We start from the raw sequence: 25112 nt of genomic DNA, 5'->3' as shown, positions 1-25112 counted from the left end.
TTGTTGGGGCCGCTTTGCGGCCCATCGCCGGCAAGCCGGCTCCCACAGGGAGTGGCGTGTTGCTGGCCCATGTGGGAGCTGGCTTGCCAGCGATGGGCTGCGCAGCAGCCCCCTGCGGTCTCAATGACTGGCATGTTTTTGAACAGGGTTTGCACTCGTGGTTGATGCTGTAACAAACAAATCCGCACCGATTGTCGGTCGCTTGGTCGTGGTCGGCCTCGGTCTGATCGGCGGCTCCTTCGCCAAGGGCCTGCGCGAAAGCGGCCTGTGCCGCGAAGTGGTCGGCGTCGACCTCGACGCCGAGTCGCGCAAGCAGGCCGTGGCGCTGGGCGTGGTCGATCGCTGCGAGGCAGACCTTGCGGTCGCTTGTGTCGGCGCCGACGTTATCCAGTTGGCTGTGCCGATCCTGGCCATGGAGAAAGTCCTGGCTCGTCTGGCCCAGCTCGACCTGGGTAATGCGGTGATCACCGATGTGGGCAGCGCCAAGGGCAATGTGGTGCGTGCCGCGCGCGAGGCGTTTGCCGAGCGCCTGCCGCGTTTCGTGCCGGGGCACCCGATCGCCGGATCGGAGCAGAGCGGGGTGGAGGCCTCCAATGCGGCGCTGTTCCGTCGGCACAAGGTGATCCTCACTCCGCTGGCGGAAACCGAGCCGGGCGCGCTCGCCCTGGTCGATCGCCTATGGCGAGCGCTGGATGCCGATGTCGAGCACATGTCGGTGGAGCGCCATGACGAAGTGCTGGCCGCCACCAGTCATCTGCCGCACCTGCTGGCCTTCGGCCTGGTCGACTCGCTGGCCAAGCGCAATGAAAACCTGGAAATCTTCCGGTACGCTGCGGGAGGCTTCCGCGATTTCACGAGAATCGCCGGCAGCGACCCGATCATGTGGCACGACATCTTCCTCGCCAACCGCGAGGCGGTCCTGCGCACTCTCGATACATTTCGCAGCGACCTCGACGCCCTGCGCGACGCGGTCGATGCTGGGGACGGGCACCAACTGTTGGGCGTGTTCACCCGCGCCCGGGTTGCCCGCGAGCATTTCAGTAAAATCCTTGCCCGTCGGGCCTATGTGGACGCTATGAACGCCAACGATCTGATTTTCCTGGCCCAACCGGGTGGCCGCGTGTCCGGACGGATCCGCGTACCTGGCGACAAATCGATTTCCCATCGCTCGATCATGCTCGGCTCGCTGGCCGAGGGCACGACCGAAGTCGAAGGTTTCCTCGAGGGTGAAGACGCCCTGGCGACCTTGCAGGCCTTCCGTGACATGGGCGTGGTCATCGAAGGGCCGCACCATGGTCGCGTGACCATTCACGGTGTTGGCCTGCACGGCCTGAAGCCGCCGCCCGGCCCGCTGTACGTGGGTAACTCCGGCACCTCGATGCGCCTGCTGTCCGGCCTGCTGGCAGCGCAGTCGTTCGACACCACCATGACCGGCGACGCTTCGCTGTCCAAGCGCCCGATGAATCGCGTGGCCAATCCGCTGCGTGAAATGGGTGCTGTGGTCGAGACCGGCCCCGAAGGTCGCCCGCCGCTGACCATCCGTGGTGGGCACAAGCTCAAGGCGCTGAACTACACGCTGCCGATGGCCAGTGCCCAGGTCAAGTCGTGCCTGCTGCTGGCCGGCCTGTACGCCGAAGGCACCACCACTGTCACCGAGCCTGCGCCTACCCGTGACCACACCGAGCGCATGCTGCGCGGCTTCGGCTACGCGGTCGAGTCGAACGGTCCGGTAGCCTCCCTGCAGTCCGGTGGCAAGCTCACCGCTACCCGCATTGAGGTGCCGGCGGACATTTCCTCCTCGGCGTTCTTCCTGGTGGCGGCGTCCATCGCCGAGGGTTCCGAGCTGGTCCTGGAGCACGTTGGCATCAACCCGACCCGCACTGGCGTTATCGACATCCTGCGCCTGATGGGCGGCGACATCACCCTGGAAAACCAGCGTGAAGTCGGCGGCGAGCCGGTGGCCGACCTGCGCGTGCGTGGCGCCAGGCTCAAGGGTATCGACATCCCGGAAGAACTGGTGCCGCTGGCCATCGACGAGTTCCCGGTACTGTTTGTCGCCGCCGCCTGCGCCGAAGGGCGTACCGTGCTGCGTGGCGCCGAAGAGCTGCGGGTCAAGGAGTCGGACCGCATCCAGGTGATGGCCGACGGCCTGATCGCCCTGGGCGTGAAGTGCGAGCCGACCCCGGACGGCATCATCATCGACGGCGGCCAGATCGGCGGCGGCGAAGTGCACGGCCACGGCGACCATCGCATCGCCATGGCCTTCAGCATCGCCTCGTTGCGCGCAAGCGCGCCGATCGTGATCCATGACTGCGCCAACGTCGCCACGTCGTTCCCTAACTTCCTGGCGCTGTGCAAGGAAGTCGGCATCCGCGTCGCCGAAGAGGGCAAGTCGTGAATTCGCAAGCACCGGTCATCACCATCGACGGGCCGAGCGGCTCGGGCAAGGGCACCGTGGCGGGTCTGCTGGCCCGCGAGCTGGGCTGGCGCCTGCTCGATTCCGGCGCCCTGTACCGCCTGCTGGCGTTCAACGCCAACAACCATGGCGTCGACCTGACCAACGAAGAGCTGCTCAAGGCGCTGGCTGCGCATCTGGACGTACAGTTCGTCGCGGCGGAGCCGGGCAAGCTGCAGCAGATCATTCTCGAAGGTGAGGATGTCAGTAATGCCATCCGCACCGAGACAGTCGGTGCCGGAGCCTCGATGGTCGCCTCGCTGCCCGCGGTGCGCGAGGCGCTGTTGCAGCGCCAGCGTGCTTTCCGTGAAGCCCCCGGGTTGATTGCCGACGGTCGCGACATGGGCACCGTGGTGTTCCCGGACGCGCCGCTGAAGGTGTTCCTTACCGCCAGTGCCGAGGAACGTGCTCGTCGCCGTTACCTGCAGTTGAAGGGCAAGGGCGAAGATGTTAGTCTGTCGAGTCTGCTAGATGAGATCCGTGCGCGTGATGAACGCGACACCCAGCGTGCAGTGGCCCCGCTCAAGCCGGCGGCCGATGCAATTCAGCTGGATTCCACGGAGTTGTCCATCGAGCAGGTGCTGCAACGCATCAGAAGCGAGCTCGCCCTGCGCGACCTGGCCTGATGGAGAGGAGAGCCGGCAGGGGCACCAGTCAACGTCCTGCCAGCGCTTCTTAACTTAACGAAACCCACATTGTCTGGAATGTGGCTATGGGCGTCTTTTTCGCCCGAATCTACAGGAATTAAAATGAGCGAAAGCTTTGCAGAACTCTTTGAAGAAAGCCTGAAAACCCTCAATCTTCAGCCGGGTGCAATCATCACCGGTATCGTTGTCGACATCGACGGCGACTGGGTTACCGTACACGCTGGCCTGAAGTCCGAGGGTGTCATCCCGCTCGAGCAGTTCTACAACGAAACTGGCGAACTGACCATCAAGGTCGGTGACGAAGTTCACGTTGCGCTGGACGCGGTCGAAGACGGCTTCGGCGAAACCAAGCTGTCCCGTGAAAAAGCCAAGCGCGCCGAGTGCTGGATTGTTCTGGAAGCTGCTTTCGCTGCTGAAGAAGTGGTCAAGGGCGTTATCAACGGTAAGGTTAAAGGCGGCTTCACTGTCGACGTTAACGGCATCCGTGCGTTCCTGCCGGGCTCCCTGGTTGATGTCCGCCCAGTGCGCGACACCACCCACCTCGAAGGCAAAGAGCTGGAATTCAAGGTCATCAAGCTGGACCAGAAGCGCAACAACGTTGTCGTTTCCCGTCGCAGCGTCCTGGAAGCCGAAAACAGCGCCGAGCGCGAAGCTCTGCTGGAATCGCTGCAGGAAGGCCAGCAGGTCAAAGGTATCGTCAAGAACCTCACCGACTACGGTGCGTTCGTTGACCTGGGCGGCGTCGATGGTCTGCTGCACATCACCGACATGGCCTGGAAGCGTATCAAGCACCCGTCCGAGATCGTCAACGTTGGTGACGAGATCGACGTCAAGGTCCTGAAGTACGATCGTGAGCGCAACCGCGTTTCGCTGGGCCTGAAGCAACTGGGTGAAGACCCATGGGTTGCTATCAAAGCCCGTTACCCAGAGAGCACTCGCGTGACTGCTCGCGTTACCAACCTGACCGACTACGGCTGCTTCGCTGAGCTGGAAGAAGGCGTTGAAGGTCTGGTACACGTTTCCGAAATGGACTGGACCAACAAGAACATCCACCCGTCGAAAGTCGTTCAGGTTGGCGACGAAGTGGAAGTCATGGTTCTGGACATCGACGAAGAGCGTCGTCGTATCTCCCTGGGCATCAAACAGTGCAAATCGAACCCATGGGAAGACTTCTCCGGCCAGTTCAACAAGGGTGACAAGATCACCGGTACCATCAAGTCGATCACCGACTTCGGTATCTTCATCGGTCTGGACGGCGGCATCGACGGTCTGGTTCACCTGTCCGACATCTCCTGGAACGAAGCTGGCGAAGAAGCCGTGCGTCGCTTCAAGAAGGGCGACGAGCTGGAAACCGTCATCCTGTCGGTTGACCCAGAGCGCGAGCGCATCTCCCTGGGCATCAAGCAGCTGGAAGACGATCCGTTCTCCAACTTCGTTGCTGTCAACGACAAGGGCGCTATCGTCAAGGGTATCGTCAAGGAAGTTGACGCCAAGGGCGCTATCGTGACCCTGGCCGACGACATCGAAGCTACTCTGAAAGCTTCCGAAATCAGCCGTGACCGCGTTGAAGACGCCCGTAACGTGCTGAAGGAAGGCGAAGAGATCGAAGCCAAGATCATCAGCGTCGACCGCAAGTCCCGCGTCATCAGCCTGTCCATCAAGTCGAAGGACGATGCTGAAGAGCGCGAAGCCATCCAGAGCCTGAAAAACGCTCCGGAAGCGGCTGCCGACACCACCATGGCCGCGCTGCTGCGCGAAGCTATGGCCAAGCAGAACTGAGTTCTGTTTGATCGGTAAAAAGGGCGACCCTCGGGTCGCCCTTTTTTGTGCTTGTGATTTCTCGGCAGGGGTGGAGCCTCAGGTGCCCTGGCCCGATTCCTGGCGGCTTGTCACGACTGTGAACAAATCCTTACCTTGAATTTTTTTGTTTAGTCAAGAACCGGCCTGTTCAAATCGCTCGGAGCGTGCTACAAACTGATTAAGCAATGATCTAGCTGCTTGATAACGAAGGGAAAAATATGACGAAGTCGGAGCTGATCGAACGTATTGTCACCCATCAGGGGCTACTCTCGTCCAAGGACGTCGAGTTGGCCATCAAGACCATGCTTGAGCAGATGTCGCAGTGCCTGGCGACCGGGGATCGTATCGAGATCCGTGGCTTCGGCAGCTTTTCCCTGCACTACCGCGCGCCCCGCGTAGGCCGCAACCCCAAGACCGGTCAGTCGGTCAGCCTGGACGGCAAGTACGTCCCGCACTTCAAGCCCGGCAAGGAGCTGCGTGATCGGGTCAATGAAGACGAGCACGAGCACACTTGAGTGAAGGAGTAATCTGATGCGTAATCTCAAGCGCGCTTTGGCGGCGTTGTTCGTACTGCTGCTGGCGGCTGTGGTGCTGTTCTTTGTGCTGGAGAATCAGCAGGCTGTGTCGTTGGTAATGTTCGGTTGGTCCGCGCCTGCGGTGCCGGTAGCGGTGCTGGTGTTGGCAGCGTTGATCGTCGGATTGGCGATCGGGCCGTTGTTAGGGGCTTATGGCTTGATGCGTGGAAAGCGAAAGATTCGTGCCTCTGTTCGCCAAGCGGTGTTATCTGACGGCTAGGGATTTCCGCTTTGGTTTTTTGCGGTTGCTGACTGGGCGGGCGCTTGAAGCCAGGCATGAATTTTCAGGCGTTTATGCTGATTGTGATCTCTTCTCCTTTTGCGTCGATTTCCAATGGGTCGGCGGTCTCTTGCGCCTTTCGGGGGGCGCTGCTATCTGCTCTGTTTTCTGTCGCAAGTCTTCGGGCTGGTCTAGGCTGTCCGAGAAATCCTAGGTGTGCTTCGTTTCAATGCTTTCTGGCAGGCATGCGAATAGGATTGGGTCGAGTTCTGTTGAACCAATGCGGTATCGGTCGCTCACAGTGTCGCGTATTCCTGCGCCACTTGATGAGGCCGATGGTGCGCGGGTTTCAGAGGGGGCGCCAGGTCGCTGATTTTGAGCCCCTTGTGGAAATCGCGTAACATAGTAGATTGCCTAGCTGCTTTCTGTCGGGGACCGCCGGATGTCGGATGTTCTCTGGTCGATGTTTAAGGTCTACAGATGAAAATCATTGCAGTGATCCCGGCGCGGGCAGGCTCGAAGCGATTGCCCGGCAAGAATGTGAAGATGTTGGGCGAGCATCCGCTGATCGCGTGGACCATCAGGGCAGCGCTCCAGAGTTCGGGAGTCAGCGATGTGGTTGTGACCACTGATGATCCGCAGGCTGCCGAGATTGCGCAGCGTTATGGTGCCACGGTGCCTGGCATGCGACCTGGGCACCTTTCCACTGATACTGCGACCAGTGTGGATGTGGTCAGGTATGTGGTGGATCAGTACGAGGCGAGCAATGGCCCCGTTCAGGGCGTATTGCTATTGCAGCCGACTTCGCCTTTTCGCACGGTCGAGTCGATTGACAAGGCCATCGAGCTGTTTGCCGCGAGCCCTGTGCGTCCGATTGTCAGTGTCAGTCCAGCCAGTGCTCATCCTGCCTGGTGTTTCAAGGTCGAAGCTGGCTCGATGCAGCCCTTCATGGGGTGGGAGCAGGTAGCCAGGCGTTCACAGGATCTCGAGCCTGCCTATACACTCAATGGCGCTATTTATCTGATTGCTCCCGATGTGCTTCGCAGGCATGACGGCTTTGTGTTCGAAGGGGCAGTGCCGTTGGTGATGGACCAGAGCGAGGAGTCGCTCGACATCGACACGGTCGATGACTGGAATGAGGCGCAGCGGGTGCTCGAATCCTTGAAACGATAGGGCCGGGCATCACAGCAAGTGACACAATTATCATGTTTTGCACAGCAGGCGGGCGGTACAGGGCTCGGCTGACAGGGCCAGCATTAACCATTCATTTTGTATCGCCGCAACCCCGCTGGTAGGGGATAGGTTAAGGATCAAGCGATGACGACAGTTTTAGTGACGGGAGCCGATGGCTTCATTGGTTCGCATTTGACCGAATTGTTGGTGCGCGAAGGCTATAAGGTCAAGGCGCTGTCTCAATACAATTCCTTCAATTACTGGGGTTGGCTCGAGGATGTCGACTGCCTGTCGCAAATAGAAGTACTGAATGGCGATGTGCGCGATCCTCATTATTGCAAGCACATCACCAAAGGCGTGGATATCGTCTTTCACCTGGCAGCATTGATTGCCATTCCCTATTCCTACGTTGCACCTGACAGTTATGTCGACACCAATGTCAAAGGTACGTTGAATATTTGCCAGGCGGCCCTGGAAAACGGTGTCAAACGGGTCATCCACACCTCGACCAGCGAGGTCTACGGTACCGCACTTTATGTGCCGATTGACGAGAAACACCCGTTGCAGGCCCAGTCACCCTACAGTGCCTCGAAGATCGGTGCCGATGCCATGGCGCTCAGTTTCTTCAATGCCTTCGATCTGCCGCTGACCATTGCCCGTCCGTTCAACACCTATGGTCCGCGTCAATCGGCGCGTGCGGTCATCCCGACCATCATTGCGCAGATTGCCAGCGGGCAAAAGCAGATCAAGCTCGGCGATGTCACGCCAACCCGTGATTTCAACTATGTGGCTGATACCTGCCGTGGTTTCCTGGAATTGGCGCGCTGCGATCAGGCCATTGGCGAAACCGTAAACATCGGCTCCAACTATGAAATTTCGGTAGGCGACACGCTTGAGCTGATTCGTAAACTGATGGGCAGTGACGTCGAGTTCCTGGTGGATGACCAGCGGATGCGTCCTGGCAAGTCCGAGGTCTTCCGCCTGTGGTGCGACAACTCGAAAATCAACGCACTGACTGGTTTCAAGCCCGCCTACGACATAGAGCAAGGCTTGCAACAGACCATCGACTGGTTCACGCGCCCGGAAAATCTGGCGAAGTATAAAGCCGATATCTACAACGTCTGAGGTGGCTTATGTTCGAGTCTCTGGTTGCATTCGTTCGCGAGCAGTACGCTACTGACGATTTCATTCCACTGCACGCGCCTGTGTTCGAAGGCAACGAGCAGGCTTATGTCGCGCAGACTGTCGAGTCCACATTCGTCTCCAGTGTTGGCAAGTTCGTTGATCGCTTCGAGCAGGACATGCAGGCCTACACGGGCAGCCCCAAGGCAGTAGCGACCGTCAACGGCACCGCTGCGCTGCACGTGGCCCTGCTACTGGCAGGGGTGAAGCCGGGTGAGCGCGTCATTACTCAATCGCTCACCTTCGTTGCGACCTGCAATGCCATTGCCTATTGCGGTGCTGAGCCAGTCTTCGTCGATGTTGACCGGGATACGCTCGGGATGTCCGCCAGCAAGCTTGAGGCGTGGCTCGATGAGGCCGCGTACCGTGATGACGATGGCGTCTGTCGCCTGAAAAACGGCAACCAGGTGCTGCGGGCCTGCCTACCCATGCATACGTTCGGACATCCAGTGGATCTGGATGGCCTGGTCGACGTCTGTGCGCGTTGGGGGTTGGTGCTCGTAGAGGATGCCGCAGAGTCTCTGGGCAGTTTGTACAAGGGGCGCCATACCGGTACCTTCGGGGCGTTGGGTACCTTGAGCTTCAATGGCAACAAAATCATCACCACGGGTGGTGGCGGCATGGTCCTGGCGGGCGAGGCCCTGGGTGTTCGCGCCAAGCACCTGACCACAACGGCCAAGCAGCCTCACCCCTACGAGTATGTGCACGACGAGGTTGGCTACAACTACCGTCTGCCCAACCTCAATGCGGCGTTGGGCTGTGCGCAGCTGGAGAAGCTGGAGGACTTCATTGCTTCCAAGCGTGAGCTGGCTTCGCGCTACGCTGCCATGCTCGAGGGCAGCGAGCTTGCCTTCGTCGGTGAGCCTGCGGGCTGTCGCTCGAATTTCTGGTTGAACGCCGTGATTTGCGACAGTCGCGAGCGTCGTGATGCGTTGCTGGAGTTCACCAACAAGCGTGAGGTGATGACGCGGCCCATCTGGCGTTTGATGAATCATCTACCGGCTTACGCCCATTGCCTCAGTGGTGACCTGAGCAACGCCGAGTGGCTGGAGTCCCGTGTGGTCAATTTGCCTAGCAGCGTGTTGCCGCGCAAAGCACTGTGAAAAAGAGCATTGCAGTGTTTACCGGTACCCGAGCCGAATACGGCCTGCTGTACTGGCTCATGAAGGATATTCAGTCCAGTGACGCGCTCACCCTGCAGGTTGTGGTGAGCGGTATGCACTTGTCGCCGGAGTTTGGTGAAACGTGGCGCCAGATCGAGGCGGACGGGTTCGCTATCGACGCCAAGGTGGAAATGCTGCTTTCCTCCGACACCGATGTCGGTGTGGTCAAGTCGATGGGCCTGGGTACCCTCGGATTTGCCGATGCGCTTGACCGGCTCAGGCCGGATTGCCTGGTGGTGCTCGGTGATCGCTTCGAGGCATTGGCTATTGTGCAGGCTGCGCTGATCATGAAGATTCCCGTGGCGCACCTTCATGGTGGCGAAATCACCGAAGGGGCGTATGACGACGCCATTCGTCATGCCATCACCAAGATGGCTGACCTGCATTTCGTGGCCGCTGAACCCTATCGTGCGCGTGTCATACAGATGGGCGAATCGCCGGAGCGAGTCTTCAATGTTGGCGCCATCGGGCTCGACCACATCCAGCGCACACCGCGGATGAGCCTCGAGGAGTTGCGCGAGAGCCTCTCTTTCGAGCTGAAGCTCCCATTCATGCTGGTCACCTATCACCCCGTCACCCTTGCTGATGAGGAGCCGGTGGAAAGCTTTACGGCATTGCTCGAGGCGCTGGACAGCTACCCGGATCATCAGGTCATTTTGACTTACCCTAATGCTGATAACGGCGGGCGGGCGATCATTCCATTGCTGGAGGCCTATGCCCGGCGCCAGCCAGCGCGCGTAATGGCCATTGCATCGTTGGGGTTCCGGCGTTACCTGAGTGTCGTGGCCCAGGCTTGTGTCGTGGTCGGAAACTCGTCCAGTGGCATCATTGAAGTGCCTGCGTTCGGTGTCCCCACCGTGGATATCGGGGCACGCCAAAAAGGGCGCCTGGCGGCGGATTCGGTCGTGCATTGCGAGGCGAGCCGCAGCGGGATCGAAGCGGCTTTGCGCCAAGCCCTGGACCCGGAGTTTGCCCAGCGCTGCAAGCGTGTCAGCAACCCGTATGGACAAGGCGATGCGGCACGGCAGATCGTCAACGTCCTGCGCTGCGTTGATGCTTCCCAACAGACCCCTTTTCACGACATAACCTGACTATCATGAATCTGCCCAAGAAAAACGCGGTTTACATCATTGCCGAAGCCGGCGTGAACCATAACGGGGAGCAGGACTTGGCGTTCGCGCTAATCGACGCGGCGGCTGCCGCGGGAGCGGATGCGGTCAAGTTCCAGACGTTCGACGCGACGTTGCTCGCGGCAGGTTCCGCGCCCAAGGCGGCCTATCAGAAGAAGAGCACGGCGGCGGAAGAAAGCCAGTTGGCCATGCTGAAGAAGCTCGAGCTGCCTCGGGAATGGCATGTGTCGTTGCAGACCTATGCACGAGACAAGGGGCTCGAGTTCCTCTCCACGGCCTTCGACGTCGGTAGCCTGGACTTCCTCTGCGAACTGGACATGCCGTTCTTCAAGGTGCCTTCCGGTGAGTTGACCAATGCGCCATTGCTCTGGCGATTTGCGCGTACGGGCAAGCCGCTTGTCCTGTCCACGGGAATGGCGACCTTGAGTGAGGTCGAGCAGGCATTGGCCGTTGTCGCTCATGGGCTGGCGCATGAGGTGGAGCCGCAGGATATGGATGACGTGTGGCAGTACTGGGGTCATGCGCAGAGTCGGGAGCGGTTGCAGGGGCACGTTGCCCTCCTGCACTGCACATCCCAGTACCCGACGCCTTGGCATGAGGTGAACCTTCGCGCCATGGATACCCTGGCCGACGCCTTCGGCCTGGAGGTGGGGTATTCCGATCATACGCAAGGCTGCCTGATACCTGTAGCGGCCGTGGCGCGTGGCGCGACGATCATCGAGAAGCATTTCACGCTGGACCGCTCGATGCCTGGGCCTGATCACAAGGCTTCGCTGGAGCCGGACGAGTTGAAGCGCATGGTCAGCGAGATTCGTGCTCTGGAAGTGGCGTTGGGGGAGCGGAGCAAGGCTCCGCAACCCAGTGAGTGGGATACCCGCCGTGCTGCGCGTCAGCAGGTGGTTGCGGCCCGTGCGATGGTGCCTGGGCAGATCATCGAACGAGCGGACCTGACCACTGCGCGTAGTGGCGCCGGGCTTCCTGCGGCACGTCTGTGGGGGTTGGTCGGACGTCCGGCGAAGCGTGGTTATACGCCAGGCGAATCAATCGATGAGTGATGAGGTCGCTCGCCCGTTGCCGTTGGTGATACTCGGTGCTGGCGGTCACGCCAAGGTTCTGGTGTCTGTGGCGCGTGCACTGCACCTGGATATCCAGGGCGTGTGTGATCCGCATTTGCATCGCTCGGGCCAGAGCCAGTGGCGCGGGCTGCCGGTGCTGGGGGACGATGTCGCTTTGAGCCTGATCGCGCCGGCCAGCATCTTGCTGGTCAACGGTATTGGCCAGACCGTCGGCGGTGTTGCCAGACGCAAAGTGTACGAGCAGTTCAGTGGCCAGGGGTATCGGTTCGCGACCCTGGTCCACCCGTCGGCCTGGGTGGACCCTGACGTGGTTCTGGGAGAGGGTGTCCAGGTCATGGCCGGTGCCATAGTGCAGGCAGATAGCCATATAGGCTGCAATACAATCATCAACACCCGAGCTGCGATCGACCATGATTGCCGTGTCGGCCAGCATGCGCACATTGCCCCTGGCGCGACGGTGTGCGGTGGCGTATCAGTCGCCGACCGTTGCTTTGTCGGCAGCGGCGCCACGATCATCCAGGGCATCGAAATCGGTGAGGATGCAGTGGTGGGCGCAGGTGCGGTGGTGGTACGGCATCTGCCAGCCAATCAGCGGGTGCTGGGTTCCAAGGGGCGGATCGCAAACGTACCCGATAGTCATCAGGAAGGTAGTGAATGAAACAATGGGAAATGACGTGTGTCGCGCCGGATTGCTCGATGGAAGAGGCGATCGCCACGCTCGACCGGGTTGCGGTGCGCATCGTCCTGGTGGTTGATGCCAAGCGGCAGTTGCTGGGCACCGTTACCGACGGAGATGTCCGTCGAGCACTGCTCAAGCGTCGCCCATTGGAGACCGCGGTCAAGGAGATCATGTGCAGTTCGCCGAAGACGGCGGGCAAGGACTGGACGCGCGAGCGAATCCTGTCGGTGATGGAGGCCTATCAGCTGCTGCAGATGCCAGTGGTTGACGAGGCGGGTATCGTGATTGGCCTGGAAACCCTGCATGGCCTTCTGAACAGGCCGCAGCGCGACAATCCGGTGTTCCTCATGGCCGGCGGGTTTGGTACTCGCTTGCGACCGCTGACCCACAACTGCCCCAAGCCATTGCTCAAGGTAGGCGACAAGCCAATTTTGGAGCTGATTCTGGAGCGTTTCATCGCGGCGGGTTTTCATCGCTTCTTCATCTCCACCCACTACATGCCGGAGATGATTCGGCAGCATTTTGGTGATGGAAGCCGCTGGGGCGTATCGATCGCCTACGTTCATGAGGACGAGCCGCTGGGGACTGGCGGTGCGCTGGGTTTGCTGCCGCACGAGCAGATCGATCTTCCGCTGTTCCTGATGAATGGAGACCTGCTCACCACCCTGAACTTCCTGAACGTGCTGGAGTTTCATGAAAGTCACGGCGGCGCAGCTACCATGTGCGTGCGTGAATACGAATACTGCGTGCCCTATGGCGTGATCCAGAGCGAGGGCCACCGGATCCGTTCGATGGTGGAAAAACCGGTGCAGAAGTTCTTCATCAACGCAGGTATCTACCTGTTGTCGCCAGCCTTGGTTAAAAGCGTCCAGCCGGGTACCCGGATTGACATGCCTACGTTGCTGGAGCGGGAGATTGCAGCTGGTCGTGACGTCAATATGTTCCCGGTGCACGAGTACTGGTTGGACATCGGCCGGATGGAGGACTTCCAGCGTGCGCAGCACGAGTTTGCCAGCCTCTGAGCAGGGCCTTGTATTTCCATGCGTGGGTGATTCCAAGTTGGGAATCACATGCTGTAGTTGAGTGGGAACCGGAAGCCGGTTGTTCAGTGTGTGGAGTGACGGAGTTCCGGAATGAGCGTGTCGAGTATCCTGTTTTCCAGTAAGGTCGTGCGCCTGTTCAATATTGCGCTGCGTGGCCTTACGCTGTTGAGCAAGTTCGCCCTCATTTTTTTCCTGGCGAGATTTCTCGAGGTGACCGAGGTCGGTGTTTACGGCCTTTTTGCGGCGGCGATCGGTTACGCGTTGTATGTTGTGGGTTTTGAGTTTTACAACTTTTCGACACGTGAAATCATTGGTCAGCCGCCTTCCCGCTGGTTGGCCATGGTGCGTGATCAATTCGCACTGTATAGCCTTCTCTATGCCGTTTTCCTGCCCATTGCCTTGTACCTGTTTCATGCGGGGGTATTGCCCTGGCATTACATCGTCTGGTTCTTCCTGTTGACGGTGCTGGAGCACGTCGCGCAGGAGATGAACCGGCTGCTGGTTGCGATTTCCGAGCCTGTTCTGGCGAGTGTCGTGCTGTTCGTGCGAAGCGGTGCCTGGTGCCTGGTGGTGGTCGGCTGGATGTGGTGGTCGCCTGGCTCGCGTACCTTGGAGTTCGTTTTTGCCGCGTGGTTGGCAGGCTGTTTCCTGGCCTGTGCCTTGGCGGGTCTCAGGCTGATGAGGCTCGACCGCAGCGCGCTGGCGCAGGCTGTCGATTGGGCCTGGGTGCGCAAGGGTGTCCGCGTGGCGATTCCGCTGCTGGTGGCTACGCTGGCCGTACGTGGCATTTTCACGCTGGACAGGTATTTCGTGGAGGCGCTGGCGAACCTGTCGACAGTGGGCGCGTATGTGCTCTATGTGAGCATGGCGACTGCGGTGATGTCTTTCCTCGATGCGGGGGTCATTGTGTTCCTGTTCCCGCGGTTGGTCGCGCTGGCCAAGCAGGGCGACCAGCCTGGTTTTTCCAAGGCCATGCGTGAGCTGACGATCAACGTGATTGTTGTAACGGGTGTCCTGGTCGTTGCGTGTTCGCTGTTTGCGCGTCCGGTCGTCGAGTATCTGGGCAGTCCAGCCTACATGGATCACCTGGCGATGCTCGATTGGTTGCTGCTTGCCATCGCGCTCTACTGCCTGAGCATGATTCCGCATCTGGGTCTTTATGCTCATGGACGCGACCAACACCTTCTGTGGAGTCAGCTGGCGGGCTTTGTACTGTTCATCCTGCTTGCCTGGTTGTGGGGTGGGCATGCAGGTGCGCGCGCAATTCCTTGGGCAATGTGTATTGCGTTCGGTGTTGTATGGGTATGGAAGATGGTCGCTTACCATCTGCTTTGTGGTAGCGGTGCAGCCGGTAAAGGGCCTGGCGTGGAGCAAGTGCAGTGAACGAGCTGCCTGCTCGGGATGGCGATGCGTGCCATTCGCTTCCGGCAACTCCATGTACGGGAATTTCTATGGCCTGCATGTCGACAGGTGTCTGTTTTGTGGCAAGAAAGAATCTTGGTTCGGGAGTGGCAGGATGAAGAGGCGTGACCTTGAATGCATGGTCGGCTATGTGAAATCTGTCGAGAACGAGATCTGCATCGATCAGGGCATTTATGCATTGTGCGGCCTGTCGCCCAAGGAGCTTGGCTATCTGCCGCGCCCCGCCAAGCTGCTCAATCGGTTGGCTGGGCGGCGGACGCTCGTCCGGGCGGTGGCCAGTGCTGTGCGGATGCTTTGGCGATATGGCGGGGCAGTACTGTTCTTCGTTCGCGAGTGGCGGGTACTTGCCGCGCACCTGCGCCGAGCGCCAGCGGGAGCCGGCGGAGAGTTTGCTGAGGTGGCCTTTTGCTCCGGCAATCGTTCCGTGGAAGTCATTCGGGCCGCGCTGCCTGGGCACCCTCTGGGGTGGCTTACCCTCCCTTGGGCACCCGTGGACACAGGCAAGGTGAGCGGGCCGATCATCGATGTGTTTTCGCTACTGGACAAAAATGACCTGCGCCGTGCCTTCTGGTTGTCGGTACGCGCCGTGGCTGTACTGTCACGCCGCCCTCGTCTGCGTGACTGGGTATTGCAGAGTTATACGGCCATGCGTTGGTTCTGTGTCTATCTGGCTCTGGAGAAGGCCGGGTTCGAGCATTTGGTGACCGCGGATCACTTCGACCGATGGGCCCTGCTGGTCGATGGGCTGATGTCGCGCAAACGTGTCCGGGCGCGCGGCGTCAAGTCATCAGCTATGCAGTTGACGCTGGTTCAGCATGGTGATGTGCGGGCGCTTGACCAGCCCGCTTCATCAGAGAGCCGGCTGCCTTTCGTCTTGCGTTACAAGTTGAATGCGGTCACCCGGTTGTACGTGTTCGATGAGCATTCACGCCTGGTTTTCGAAAATGATATTCTGTCCAGTCGTTGTCGCGCGCGGGGAGTCGAGGTCCAACGGTATGCGCCGTTGATAGATCTCGTTTCCTTGCCGGCGGAGCACAAGGTCAAGGTGCTGTTTGTAGGGCATCCAATTTGTGAGTCGATACAAATTGAAGTATTCAAGTGCATGGTTGAAGCTTTTAAAGTTTCCGTGTATTACAAGCCGCACCCAACAGCCGGTATGAGTGCGTTGGCGAGGAGTCAAGGTTGGACTGTTATTGAGGATAAAAGGATATTTCCTACAGTAGACTTGATAGTTTCCTACCCTTCCACGCTGGTTCAGGAGTATGCCGGGCAAGGGGTCGGCGCGGTGATGCATCCGCTTCATGGTGAAGAGGGGGCGGGCGCTGGTATTTTTGCCGACCTCCAGTCAAAATTGACCCTTTTGGGTTGCGAAAGAATTCAGCCTTGAGCTATCGGCTACCAGAATCAGGAGAGTGTATGAGGGGTAGCGCCTATAAAATTTGCTCGCGTTGCATCATGGATACGAGTGACCCGCTGATCCAGTTCGATGCCGAGGGTGTGTGCGAGCACTGCCGGAATTTTGACCAGCAGATCAGCCCTAACTGGCACACGGATCAACGTGGCGAAGCAGAGCTGATGCGGCTTGGCGACAAGATCAAAAAGGACGGTCAAGGCCGTGACTTCGATTGCATCATTGGTTTGAGTGGTGGCCTCGACAGCTCCTATGTCAGCTACATCGCCAAGGAGAAGATGGGCCTGCGTCCGCTGCTGTTCCATGTCGATGCGGGTTGGAACACCGACCAGGCGGTGGGCAATATTGAGAAACTCGTCGACGGTCTTGGCCTGGACCTGTACACGGAAGTCATCAACTGGGAAGAAATGAAAGATCTGCAGGTGGCCTTCCTCAAGGCGCAGATTTCTGATCAGGACTTGCCGCAGGATATTGCGTTCTTTTCCGGTTTGTACAAGTTTGCCCGCGCCAACAAGATCAAGTATGTCCTGACGGGCGGAAACTTCTCGACCGAGTGTTGCCGTGAGCCCGAAGCGTGGGGGGGATACCCTGGGATCGACAAACGTTTGATGATGGATATTCACAAACAGTTTGGCAAACGACCGCTGAAGTCATTCCCGGTGGTCGATATCCTGATGTATAAGCTCTACTACCGTTACATTCTGGGAATGGAAGTCGTCAAGCCGCTGAACCTGATTCCTTATGTGAAAAAGGATGCAGAAGAGACGTTACATCGGCTGTTTGGCTGGAAGGCTTTCCAGCACAAGCATCATGAATCGCGCTTCACCCGTTTCTATGAAGATTACTGGATGCCGCGAAAGTTTGGCTACGAGAAGCGCCGGGCGCACTTCTCGAGTCTGATCATGACCGGGCAGATGACCCGCGAGGCGGCGCTGGAGCGTATCGCCCAACCTGAGCTGGAAGAGAAGTTCCTGATCTCCGAGTTCGAGTTCGTCGCCAACAAGCTGGACCTCACGGTCGATGAATTGCGTGCCATTTTTGACGGGCAGAACAAGACCTGTGCCGACTACAAGAACAAGCGCTTCCTCATCGGTATCGGCGCACGCGTGATGAGCGCGTTGGGTCTGGAGAGAAGGCTGTTCAGATGATTACGATTATCGATTATGGCCTGGGTAATATTCAGGCCTTCGTGAATGTCTACAAGCGGCTGCATATTCCCGTCCAGGTAGCGCGTTGCGCCGAGGAACTGGCGGGCGCGCAGAAGTTGATCCTGCCAGGTGTCGGCGCGTTCGATCATGCCATGGAGCGTCTCGAGGCTTCGGGCATGCGTGCCACGCTCGACCGGCTGGTGCGTCAGGACAAGGTGCCGGTGCTGGGCATCTGTGTGGGTATGCAGATGCTCGCCGACTCCAGCGACGAAGGGCGCTTGCCTGGCCTTGGTTGGGTCCCGGGGCGGGTGGTTTCGTTCCGCTCCAACCCAGGCCTGGAAGCCATCGCCCTGCCGCACATGGGCTGGAACGATGTCCAGGCGGTCAATGGCAATCCATTGCTCAAGGGGTTCGAGGACGAAGCGCGGTTCTACTTCCTGCATTCCTTCTACTTCGAATGCACGCATGCCGAACATGCCAGTGCGCGCTCCAGCTATGGCCTGGATTTCAGTTGCGCCGTGGCGTCCGATAACGTCTATGGCGTTCAGTTCCACCCAGAGAAGAGCCATCACTTTGGTGTCGGACTTCTGAAAAACTTCGCGGAACTTTGAAATGCTTAGACCTCGAATCATTCCCTGCCTGTTGATTCACGACGGTGGCCTGGTCAAGACCGTTGGTTTCAAGGATGCCAAGTATGTCGGTGACCCGATCAACGCGGTGAAGATCTTCAACGAGAAGGAAGCGGACGAGCTGATCGTTGTCGACATCGACGCTACGGTCAATGGCCGCGAACCCGACTACAAGCGTATCGCCAACCTGGCCGCCGAGTGTCGCATGCCCCTGTGCTATGGCGGCGGCGTGCGCACGCCCGAGCAGGCTAGGGCAATCATTGCGCTTGGCGTGGAGAAGGTCGCAATCAGTGCCGCGGCATTGGAAGATCCGACACTGGTCACCCGTATTGCCGAGGAAATCGGCCGCCAGAGCGTTGTGGTGGTGCTTGATCACAAACCGCGTACGCTCAGCCTCAGTAAGCAACAGGATGTCTGGACTCACAACGGCACCCGTAACACCAAGCGCAACGTCATCGATGTGGCGAAGGAAATGGAAGCGGCGGGTGCAGGTGAAATTGTCATCAACTCGATCGCCAACGACGGTCGGATGAAAGGCTACGATATAGCGCTGGCGAGCAAGGTGCGTGAGGCCGTCAATATTCCGGTCACCATCCTGGGAGGAGGCGGTTCCCTGGAGGATATGCATCAAGTGGTCGCGGCCTGTGGGGTGGTGGGGGTTGCCGCTGGCAGCTTCTTCGTCTTCAAAGGTACCTACCGCGCCGTCTTGATCAGTTATCCGAGCGCGCAGCAAAAGGACGAAAAAGTCTTTTCTGCGTTGCAGGCCCGCTAGTCGCCTATTCAGGAATCATTATGTTCAGTGGAAAAAAACTTCTCATCTCGGGCGGTACGGGCTCTTTCGGCAATGCCGTACTGAAGCGCTTCCTCGACACGAATATCGCGGAGATCCGCATCTTCAGTCGTGATGAGAAGAAGCAGGACGACATGCGCAAGCGTTACGGCAGCAGCAAGCTCAAGTTCTACATCGGTGATGTCAGGGACTACCAGAGCGTGCTCAATGCGACGCGTGGCGTCGATTACATTTTTCACGCCGCCGCGCTGAAGCAGGTGCCGTCCTGTGAGTTTCACCCGATGGAAGCGGTCAAGACCAATGTCCTGGGCACGGAGAATCTGCTTGAGGCGGCGATCCAGAACGAAGTGCGTCGCGTCGTCTGCCTGAGCACTGACAAAGCGGTCTATCCGATCAATGCCATGGGTATTTCCAAGGCGATGATGGAAAAGGTCATGGTTGCCAAGTCGCGCAATGTCGATGACAAGAAGACCGTCATCTGCGGTACGCGCTATGGCAATGTCATGGCGTCACGGGGATCGGTAATCCCGTTGTTCGTCGATCAGATTCGCGCAGGCAAGGCACTGACGCTGACCGACCCGAACATGACCCGTTTCATGATGACCCTGGCCGATGCCGTCGATCTCGTGCTCTATGCGTTCAAGCATGGCAACAACGGCGACCTGTTCGTACAGAAGGCGCCAGCCGCGACGGTGGAGACCTTGGCCAAGGCCCTGACTGCCCTGGTGGGCAAGCCCGAGCATCCGATTCAGGTGATCGGCACGCGCCATGGTGAAAAACTCTACGAAGCACTGCTGAGTCGTGAAGAGATGGCCTGTGCCGAAGACATGGGGGAGTACTTCCGTATTCCGCCTGATCTGCGCGATCTCAATTACGCCAAGTACGTCGAGCAGGGTGAAACCAAGATCTCCCGTACCGAAGACTACAACTCGCACAACACCGAGCGTCTGGATGTCGAGGGTATGCAGCGCCTGCTGCTGAAGCTGGACTTCATGCGCGCGATCCAGCGTGGCGAAAACGCTACGCCCGAGGAGTAAGGCATGAAAGTCCTGATTACCGGTGCCAATGGTTTTGTCGGCCAGAATCTCATTGTTCACCTGAGTGAGCTGCCTGATGTGCAGGTGTTGCGCTTCACTCGCGACGATGGGCTCGATAGCCTGCCGGCGCTGGTGAGCCAGGTGGACTTCGTGTTTCACCTGGCGGGTGTCAACCGCCCACAGGACCCGCTGGAGTTTCAAAGCGGTAACGCCGACCTGACGCGCGCCTTGTGCGATGCCATTGTAGCCGGTGGCCGTCCGGTCCCGGTGCTGTACACCTCGTCCATCCAGGCCGGTCTGGACAACCCCTACGGTCTGAGCAAGCGTGCCGCCGAGGATGAGTTGATCCAGCTCGCGGCCAACCATGGCGTGCCGGTGCATCTGTTCCGCCTGCCCAATGTGTTCGGCAAGTGGGCCAGGCCGAACTACAACTCGGCAGTGGCGACGTTCTGCCACAACATTGCCCGTGACCTGGCGATCAACATTAATGACCCCGATGCCCAGATCAACCTGGTGTATGTAGACGATGTCATTGCGCAGTTCATTGCGGTCATGCGAGGGGCTGTAGCCGGCTCGCCTTTCGTCAGTGTCGAGCCTCAGTATCGGATCACGGTCGGTGAGCTGGCGGAGCAGTTGCGGGCATTTCGTGACAGCCGCCAGTCGATGGTTACCGAAGCCGTCGGCACGGGGCTGGTGCGAGCGCTTTACTCGACCTACCTGAGCTATGTGCCACCGGAACGTTTCACCTATGACGTACCCCGTCATGGCGACCCGCGCGGGGTATTCGTTGAGATGCTCAAGACCCGTGACAGCGGTCAGTTCTCCTACTTCACCGCGCACCCGGGAATCACCCGTGGTGGGCATTATCATCACTCGAAAACCGAGAAGTTCCTGGTCATCAAGGGCAAGGCACGCTTCCGCTTCCGTCATGTCGTCACTGGAGAGTTTCATGAACTTTTCACTGACGGTGAGCAAGCTCGCGTTGTCGAAACCGTTCCGGGGTGGACCCACGACATTACCAATGTCGGCGAGGACGAGATGATCGTCATGCTCTGGGCCAATGAAATCTTCGACCGTGAACACCCAGACACCTACGCCCGCCCCGTCGGTATCCAAGCCTGAGCCGTCGTACACAGGACCATTGACATGAAAAAGCTCAAAGTTGTGACCGTGGTGGGGACCCGCCCGGAAATCATTCGTCTGTCGCGGGTCATGGCCGCTCTCGACCAGCACTGCGATCACGTGTTGGTGCATACCGGCCAGAACTACGACTATGAACTGAACGAGATCTTTTTCCAGGATCTGGGGATTCGCAAGCCGGACCATTTCCTCAATGCGGCAGGCGCCACAGGTGCCGAGACCATTGGCAATGTGATCATTGCGGTCGATCGCGTACTGGCCGAGATCAAGCCAGAGGCTTTGCTGGTGCTTGGCGATACCAACAGCTGCATGGCCGTTCTGCCGGCCAAGCGTCGCAAGATCCCGACGTTCCACATGGAAGCAGGAAACCGCTGCTTCGACATGCGCGTGCCTGAAGAGATCAATCGGCGCATCGTCGATCACACGGCTGACATAAACCTCACCTACAGCACCATCGCACGGGATTACCTGCTGCGTGAAGGTCTGCCCGCGGACCGTGTGATCAAGACTGGCAGTCCGATGTTCGAAGTGTTGACCTACTACCGCAGCGGTATCGACGCTTCGGACGTGTTGTCGCGTCTTGGCCTGGAGGCTGGCAAGTTTTTCGTGGTCAGTGCCCACCGTGAAGAGAACATCGACTCGGACGCACACTTCCTCAAGTTGGTGGACGTGCTCAATACCGTGGCGGCGCAGTTCGGGCTGCCGGTAATCGTCTCCACGCACCCACGGACACAGAAGCGCGTCACCGCCATGGGCGTGACATTTCATGAAAATGTGCGCCTGCTCAAACCGCTGGGCTTCAAGGATTACAACAAGCTTCAGCTCGAAGCCAAGGCGGTCCTGTCCGACAGCGGAACCATCAGCGAAGAGGCGTCGATCCTGAACTTCCCGGCGTTGAACATTCGTGAGGCCCACGAACGCCCGGAAGGGATGGAAGAGACCGCCGCAATGATGGTCGGCCTGGAGGTCGAGCGCGTCCTGCAGGGCTTGAGCATCCTCGAGAGCCAGGCCCGGGGCGATTCGCGTAGCGTGCGTCTGGTCGAGGACTACAGCATGCCGAATGTCGCGGACAAGGTAGTTCGGATTCTGCACAGCTACACCGACTACGTGAATCGTGTCGTCTGGAAGCAGTACTGAGATTGGGCCGGATACCAAACATGGCTGAAGCCCCGCTGAAGGTTCTCATTGTTACCCAGTACTTCTGGCCAGAGAACATGCGCATCAATGACCTTGTCCGTGACCTGACGTCCAAGGGGCATGAGGTTACCGTGCTGACGGGCCGGCCGAACTACCCGGAAGGTCGTGTGTTCGAGCGCTACCGTGAAGCCCCTGAAGCATTTCGATGCTACGAAGGGGCCGAGGTGGTTCGTGTACCGCTGATCGCGCGGGGAAAGCGCAGTGTCACGCTGATGCTGAACTACCTGTCGTTCTTCGTCTGTGCCTCCGTACTGGGGGCGTTCAAACTGCGCAAGCGGCGTTTCGATGCAGTTTTCGTCTATGCGGTCTCGCCGATCATGGCAGCCATTCCTGCTGTGGTTATCGGGCGGCTGAAGCGTGCGCCGGTATTCGTGTGGGTGCTGGACCTGTGGCCGGAAACCTTGCGCGCGGTGGGCGTCGTCAAGCATCCGCGCTTGTTGGCACTGGTCGGCAAGATGGTCTCGTGGATCTATGACCGCACCGACTATCTGCTGCTGCAGTCACATGGTTTCCTCGACAGCGTGCGCCAGTATTGCAACCGACCGATCGCGGCGGAGCGCCTGGTGTATTTCCCGAGTTGGGCAGAGGACGATTTTTCCTCTCCTGAGGCTGCCGGCCCTGGCTTGATCTCCCGGGAGCCGGGCGTGTTCACCGTGGTCTTTGCTGGCAACCTGGGGGAAGCGCAGGATTTTCCGGCGGTGCTCGATGCCGCGCAGGCGTTGCGCGACGAGGTTGCCGTACGGTGGGTGATCGTTGGGGACGGGCGCATGAGCGAATGGCTGGCTGAGCAGGTTGCCACTCGCAAGCTGGATAACGTGCATCTGTTGGGGCGTCATCCGCTGGAGGCCATGCCGGGCCTGTTCGCCCAGGCCGATGCGCTGCTGGTATCACTCAAGACCAATGATGTGTTCGAGAAGACCATCCCGGGCAAGGTCCAGGCGTATCTTGCCTCCGGCCGTCCGCTGCTGGGAATGATCAACGGTGAGGCGGCGCGTGTCATCGTCGAGTCTGGCTCGGGCCTGGCCTGCCATTCGGGGGATGCCCGGGGCTTGGCCGACATCACGCGTGCGCTGGCCGAGGTTGATGAGTCTGCGCGCTTGGACATGGGCCGGGCAGGGCGGTTGTACTACGAACAGCATTACGCCAAGGACAAACTGATGGCGCGCCTGGAAGAGCTATTCCGGGCCGCCACGCTGCGCAGGACGAACAGCTGATGACATCAACAGTGCTGGTAACCGGGGCTACCGGTTTTGTCGGTAGGGCCGTGCTGTCTAGCCTCGCCGCTCGCGGTGACCGATTGCGGGCCGCCGTGCGTTCCAGTTCGGCTCTCGATGCCCAGGTCGAAACATTCCAGATCGATGCGCTGGATGGCGATACCCAATGGCAGCAGGGGCTTGAGGATGTGGACGTAATCATCCACTCGGCCGCTCGCGTGCATGTGATGAATGATACCGAGGCCGACCCGCTCTCGGCATTTCGCAGAGTCAACGTCGAAGGGACCCTCAACCTGGCGCGCCAGGCAGTCGCGGCGGGGGTGCGGCGGTTCATCTTCATCAGTTCGATCAAGGTCAATGGCGAGGGCACCGATACTGGCCGCCCCTATCACGCCGACGATGTTCCGGCGCCTGCGGATCCCTACGGCGTATCGAAGATGGAGGCTGAGCAGGGTTTGCGCGCTCTGGCCGCGCAGACAGGATTGGAGGTGGTGATCATTCGTCCGGTGCTGGTATATGGCCCGGGCGTCAAAGCGAACTTCCTGGCCATGATGCGCTGGCTGCAAAAAGGCGTGCCTCTGCCCTTCGGCGCCATCGATAACCGTCGCAGCCTGGTGGCGCTGGATAACCTGGTCGACCTGGTGCTGACCTGCATGGTGCATCCCGCCGCGGCCAACCAGACGTTCCTGGTCAGCGATGGCGAGGATCTTTCCACCACCGATCTGCTCAGGCGCATGGCCAGGGCGCTTGGCGCGCCAGCGCGGCTGTTGCCGGTGCCGGCGATACTGCTGAGGCTGGGAGCGACCCTGCTGGGCAAGCGCGCGCTGTCGCAGCGACTGTGTGGTTCGCTGCAGGTGGATATCGAAAAGACTCGCACGCTGCTGGGCTGGGCTCCGCCCCTCGGCGTGGACCGGGCATTGGCGCAGGCCGCACGGCATTATCAGGAAAACATGAACAAATGACTCAATGGTGGCTGGTGCCTTTGGTGGCGCTGATTTCCCTTCTGATGACTGCGGGTTTGCGTCGTTACGCATTGGCCAGAAGCATCATCGATATTCCCAATGCCCGCAGTTCGCACGTGGTGCCAACGCCGCGAGGCGGGGGCGTGGCGATCGTCGTCTCGTTCCTGTTGGTTGTGGTGGCGCTCGGAGTCGCCGATCAACTGGCCTCCAGCCAGTTGATCGGGTTGGCGGGGGCGGGTGGGCTGATCGCGCTAATCGGCTTTCTGGATGACCATGGGCATATTGCCGCACGCTGGCGTTTGCTGGGCCATTTCATTGCGGCGGCCTGGGGCCTCTACTGGCTCGGCGGCATGCCACCGCTGCAGCTATTCGGGATGGTCGTCGACCTTGGGTGGCTGGGGGCGGTGTTCGCGGCGTTCTACCTGGTGTGGTTGCTCAACCTCTACAACTTCATGGACGGTATCGATGGCATTGCCAGTGTCGAGGCCATCTGTGTCTGCGCGGGGGCTTGCCTGCTTTACTGGTTGGGTGGTTTCGAGCAACTGATCGCGCTGCCGTTGATCCTGATCATGTCGGTGAGTGGCTTCCTGTACTGGAATTTTCCACCGGCGAAGATTTTCATGGGCGATGCAGGTAGCGGCTTCCTCGGCATCGTTCTGGGTCTGCTGTCGCTTCAGGCAGCCTGGGTATCCGCGCAGCTGTTCTGGTGCTGGCTGATTCTGCTTGGGGTGTTCGTGGTTGATGCTACCTTCACCCTGATCCGAAGGTTGGTGCGTGGTGAGAAGGTCTACGAGGCCCATCGCAGCCATGCCTACCAGTTCGCTTCGCGCCGGGTGGGTGGCCACTTGCCGGTGACGCTGGCGGTGGCGCTGATCAACCTGTGCTGGCTGCTGCCGGTCGCGCTTGGCGTCCTGCTGTTCGATCTCGACGGATTCCTGGCGCTCCTGGTCGCCTACCTGCCCCTGGTGGGGTTGGCCGTCACCTATCATGCAGGTGCTGCCGAGCGTTGACCGGCTCGG

The 25112-nt window shown here is 59.5% G+C and carries 23 protein-coding genes; all 23 read left to right on the top strand.

Annotated features, from left to right (window positions below):
* The first annotated feature begins 190 nt into the window (after positions 1 to 190).
* The 23 genes from ACODS9_RS08025 (at position 191) to ACODS9_RS07915 (ending at position 25103) form a co-directional block, all read left to right on the top strand.
* On the top strand, positions 191 to 2398 hold the full coding sequence (locus ACODS9_RS08025) for a bifunctional prephenate dehydrogenase/3-phosphoshikimate 1-carboxyvinyltransferase (RefSeq protein WP_489093695.1): 2208 nt from the start codon (positions 191 to 193) through the stop codon (positions 2396 to 2398).
* Positions 2395 to 3081 (top strand): (d)CMP kinase, encoded by a 687-nt coding sequence (gene cmk, locus ACODS9_RS08020; RefSeq protein WP_046856620.1) that lies wholly within the window; start codon positions 2395 to 2397, stop codon positions 3079 to 3081. Before ACODS9_RS08025 ends, cmk begins: the two co-directional genes overlap by 4 nt.
* Positions 3082 to 3204: 123 nt before the next feature.
* Entirely contained in the window at positions 3205 to 4881 is a 1677-nt protein-coding gene (rpsA, locus tag ACODS9_RS08015; protein ID WP_046856619.1) for a 30S ribosomal protein S1, read from the top strand.
* Between the two features lie 239 nt (positions 4882 to 5120).
* Positions 5121 to 5417, top strand: a complete 297-nt coding sequence (ihfB, locus tag ACODS9_RS08010; protein ID WP_023629327.1) for an integration host factor subunit beta — start codon at positions 5121 to 5123, stop codon at positions 5415 to 5417.
* A gap of 16 nt (positions 5418 to 5433) precedes the next feature.
* Positions 5434 to 5697: a lipopolysaccharide assembly protein LapA domain-containing protein gene (locus ACODS9_RS08005; protein WP_111531825.1), complete on the top strand. Its 264-nt coding sequence runs from the start codon at positions 5434 to 5436 to the stop codon at positions 5695 to 5697.
* 480 nt (positions 5698 to 6177) lie between these two features.
* Positions 6178 to 6870: an acylneuraminate cytidylyltransferase family protein gene (locus tag ACODS9_RS08000; RefSeq protein ID WP_111531826.1), complete on the top strand. Its 693-nt coding sequence runs from the start codon at positions 6178 to 6180 to the stop codon at positions 6868 to 6870.
* 144 nt (positions 6871 to 7014) lie between these two features.
* Complete coding sequence (locus ACODS9_RS07995; RefSeq protein WP_111531827.1) at positions 7015 to 7995, top strand: NAD-dependent 4,6-dehydratase LegB; 981 nt, start codon at positions 7015 to 7017, stop codon at positions 7993 to 7995.
* Between the two features lie 8 nt (positions 7996 to 8003).
* A complete protein-coding gene (locus ACODS9_RS07990; protein WP_401110228.1) occupies positions 8004 to 9155 on the top strand; it encodes a LegC family aminotransferase in 1152 nt (383 codons plus the stop codon).
* A gap of 14 nt (positions 9156 to 9169) precedes the next feature.
* Positions 9170 to 10306 carry a UDP-N-acetylglucosamine 2-epimerase gene (gene neuC, locus ACODS9_RS07985; RefSeq protein WP_489093659.1) on the top strand — a complete coding sequence of 379 codons (1137 nt, stop codon included), beginning with the start codon at positions 9170 to 9172 and terminating at the stop codon, positions 10304 to 10306.
* A 5-nt stretch (positions 10307 to 10311) separates the two neighbouring features.
* Positions 10312 to 11400: an N-acetylneuraminate synthase gene (neuB, locus tag ACODS9_RS07980; protein WP_489093658.1), complete on the top strand. Its 1089-nt coding sequence runs from the start codon at positions 10312 to 10314 to the stop codon at positions 11398 to 11400.
* Complete coding sequence (locus tag ACODS9_RS07975) at positions 11393 to 12079, top strand: acetyltransferase (RefSeq protein ID WP_489093657.1); 687 nt, start codon at positions 11393 to 11395, stop codon at positions 12077 to 12079. The genes neuB and ACODS9_RS07975 overlap by 8 nt, the downstream gene beginning before the upstream one ends.
* Positions 12076 to 13122 (top strand): nucleotidyltransferase family protein, encoded by a 1047-nt coding sequence (locus ACODS9_RS07970; RefSeq protein WP_401110217.1) that lies wholly within the window; start codon positions 12076 to 12078, stop codon positions 13120 to 13122. The genes ACODS9_RS07975 and ACODS9_RS07970 overlap by 4 nt, the downstream gene beginning before the upstream one ends.
* Before the next feature lie 111 nt (positions 13123 to 13233).
* Positions 13234 to 14526 carry a lipopolysaccharide biosynthesis protein gene (locus ACODS9_RS07965; protein ID WP_489093656.1) on the top strand — a complete coding sequence of 431 codons (1293 nt, stop codon included), beginning with the start codon at positions 13234 to 13236 and terminating at the stop codon, positions 14524 to 14526.
* 133 nt (positions 14527 to 14659) lie between these two features.
* A complete protein-coding gene (locus tag ACODS9_RS07960) occupies positions 14660 to 15952 on the top strand; it encodes a hypothetical protein (protein WP_489093655.1) in 1293 nt (430 codons plus the stop codon).
* Positions 15953 to 15981: 29 nt separating this feature from the next.
* On the top strand, positions 15982 to 17124 hold the full coding sequence (locus tag ACODS9_RS07955; RefSeq protein ID WP_489093654.1) for an N-acetyl sugar amidotransferase: 1143 nt from the start codon (positions 15982 to 15984) through the stop codon (positions 17122 to 17124).
* A complete protein-coding gene (gene hisH / locus ACODS9_RS07950) occupies positions 17121 to 17735 on the top strand; it encodes an imidazole glycerol phosphate synthase subunit HisH (protein ID WP_489093653.1) in 615 nt (204 codons plus the stop codon). The genes ACODS9_RS07955 and hisH overlap by 4 nt, the downstream gene beginning before the upstream one ends.
* Before the next feature lies 1 nt (position 17736).
* Positions 17737 to 18525 carry an AglZ/HisF2 family acetamidino modification protein gene (locus ACODS9_RS07945; protein ID WP_330104112.1) on the top strand — a complete coding sequence of 263 codons (789 nt, stop codon included), beginning with the start codon at positions 17737 to 17739 and terminating at the stop codon, positions 18523 to 18525.
* A 20-nt stretch (positions 18526 to 18545) separates the two neighbouring features.
* On the top strand, positions 18546 to 19580 hold the full coding sequence (locus ACODS9_RS07940) for a polysaccharide biosynthesis protein (protein ID WP_489093652.1): 1035 nt from the start codon (positions 18546 to 18548) through the stop codon (positions 19578 to 19580).
* A gap of 3 nt (positions 19581 to 19583) precedes the next feature.
* On the top strand, positions 19584 to 20702 hold the full coding sequence (wbjC, locus tag ACODS9_RS07935; RefSeq protein WP_489093651.1) for a UDP-2-acetamido-2,6-beta-L-arabino-hexul-4-ose reductase: 1119 nt from the start codon (positions 19584 to 19586) through the stop codon (positions 20700 to 20702).
* Positions 20703 to 20726: 24 nt separating this feature from the next.
* Positions 20727 to 21857, top strand: a complete 1131-nt coding sequence (gene wecB, locus ACODS9_RS07930) for a non-hydrolyzing UDP-N-acetylglucosamine 2-epimerase (RefSeq protein ID WP_489093650.1) — start codon at positions 20727 to 20729, stop codon at positions 21855 to 21857.
* Between the two features lie 20 nt (positions 21858 to 21877).
* Positions 21878 to 23131, top strand: coding sequence for a glycosyltransferase family 4 protein (locus tag ACODS9_RS07925; protein ID WP_401110196.1), 1254 nt, complete (start codon positions 21878 to 21880; stop codon positions 23129 to 23131).
* The gene (locus ACODS9_RS07920; protein ID WP_401110194.1) at positions 23131 to 24093 is read left to right on the top strand and encodes a UDP-glucose 4-epimerase family protein; all 963 of its coding nucleotides are present in this window, start codon (positions 23131 to 23133) and stop codon (positions 24091 to 24093) included. Before ACODS9_RS07925 ends, ACODS9_RS07920 begins: the two co-directional genes overlap by 1 nt.
* A complete protein-coding gene (locus ACODS9_RS07915; protein WP_489093649.1) occupies positions 24090 to 25103 on the top strand; it encodes an MraY family glycosyltransferase in 1014 nt (337 codons plus the stop codon). Before ACODS9_RS07920 ends, ACODS9_RS07915 begins: the two co-directional genes overlap by 4 nt.
* The last annotated feature ends 9 nt before the right edge of the window (positions 25104 to 25112 follow it).

The sequence above is a fragment of the Pseudomonas sp. FG36 genome (genome assembly GCF_057809275.1).
Note: the sequence above shows the minus strand (reverse complement) of the source record. Positions and strands in the feature narration are given on the sequence as shown.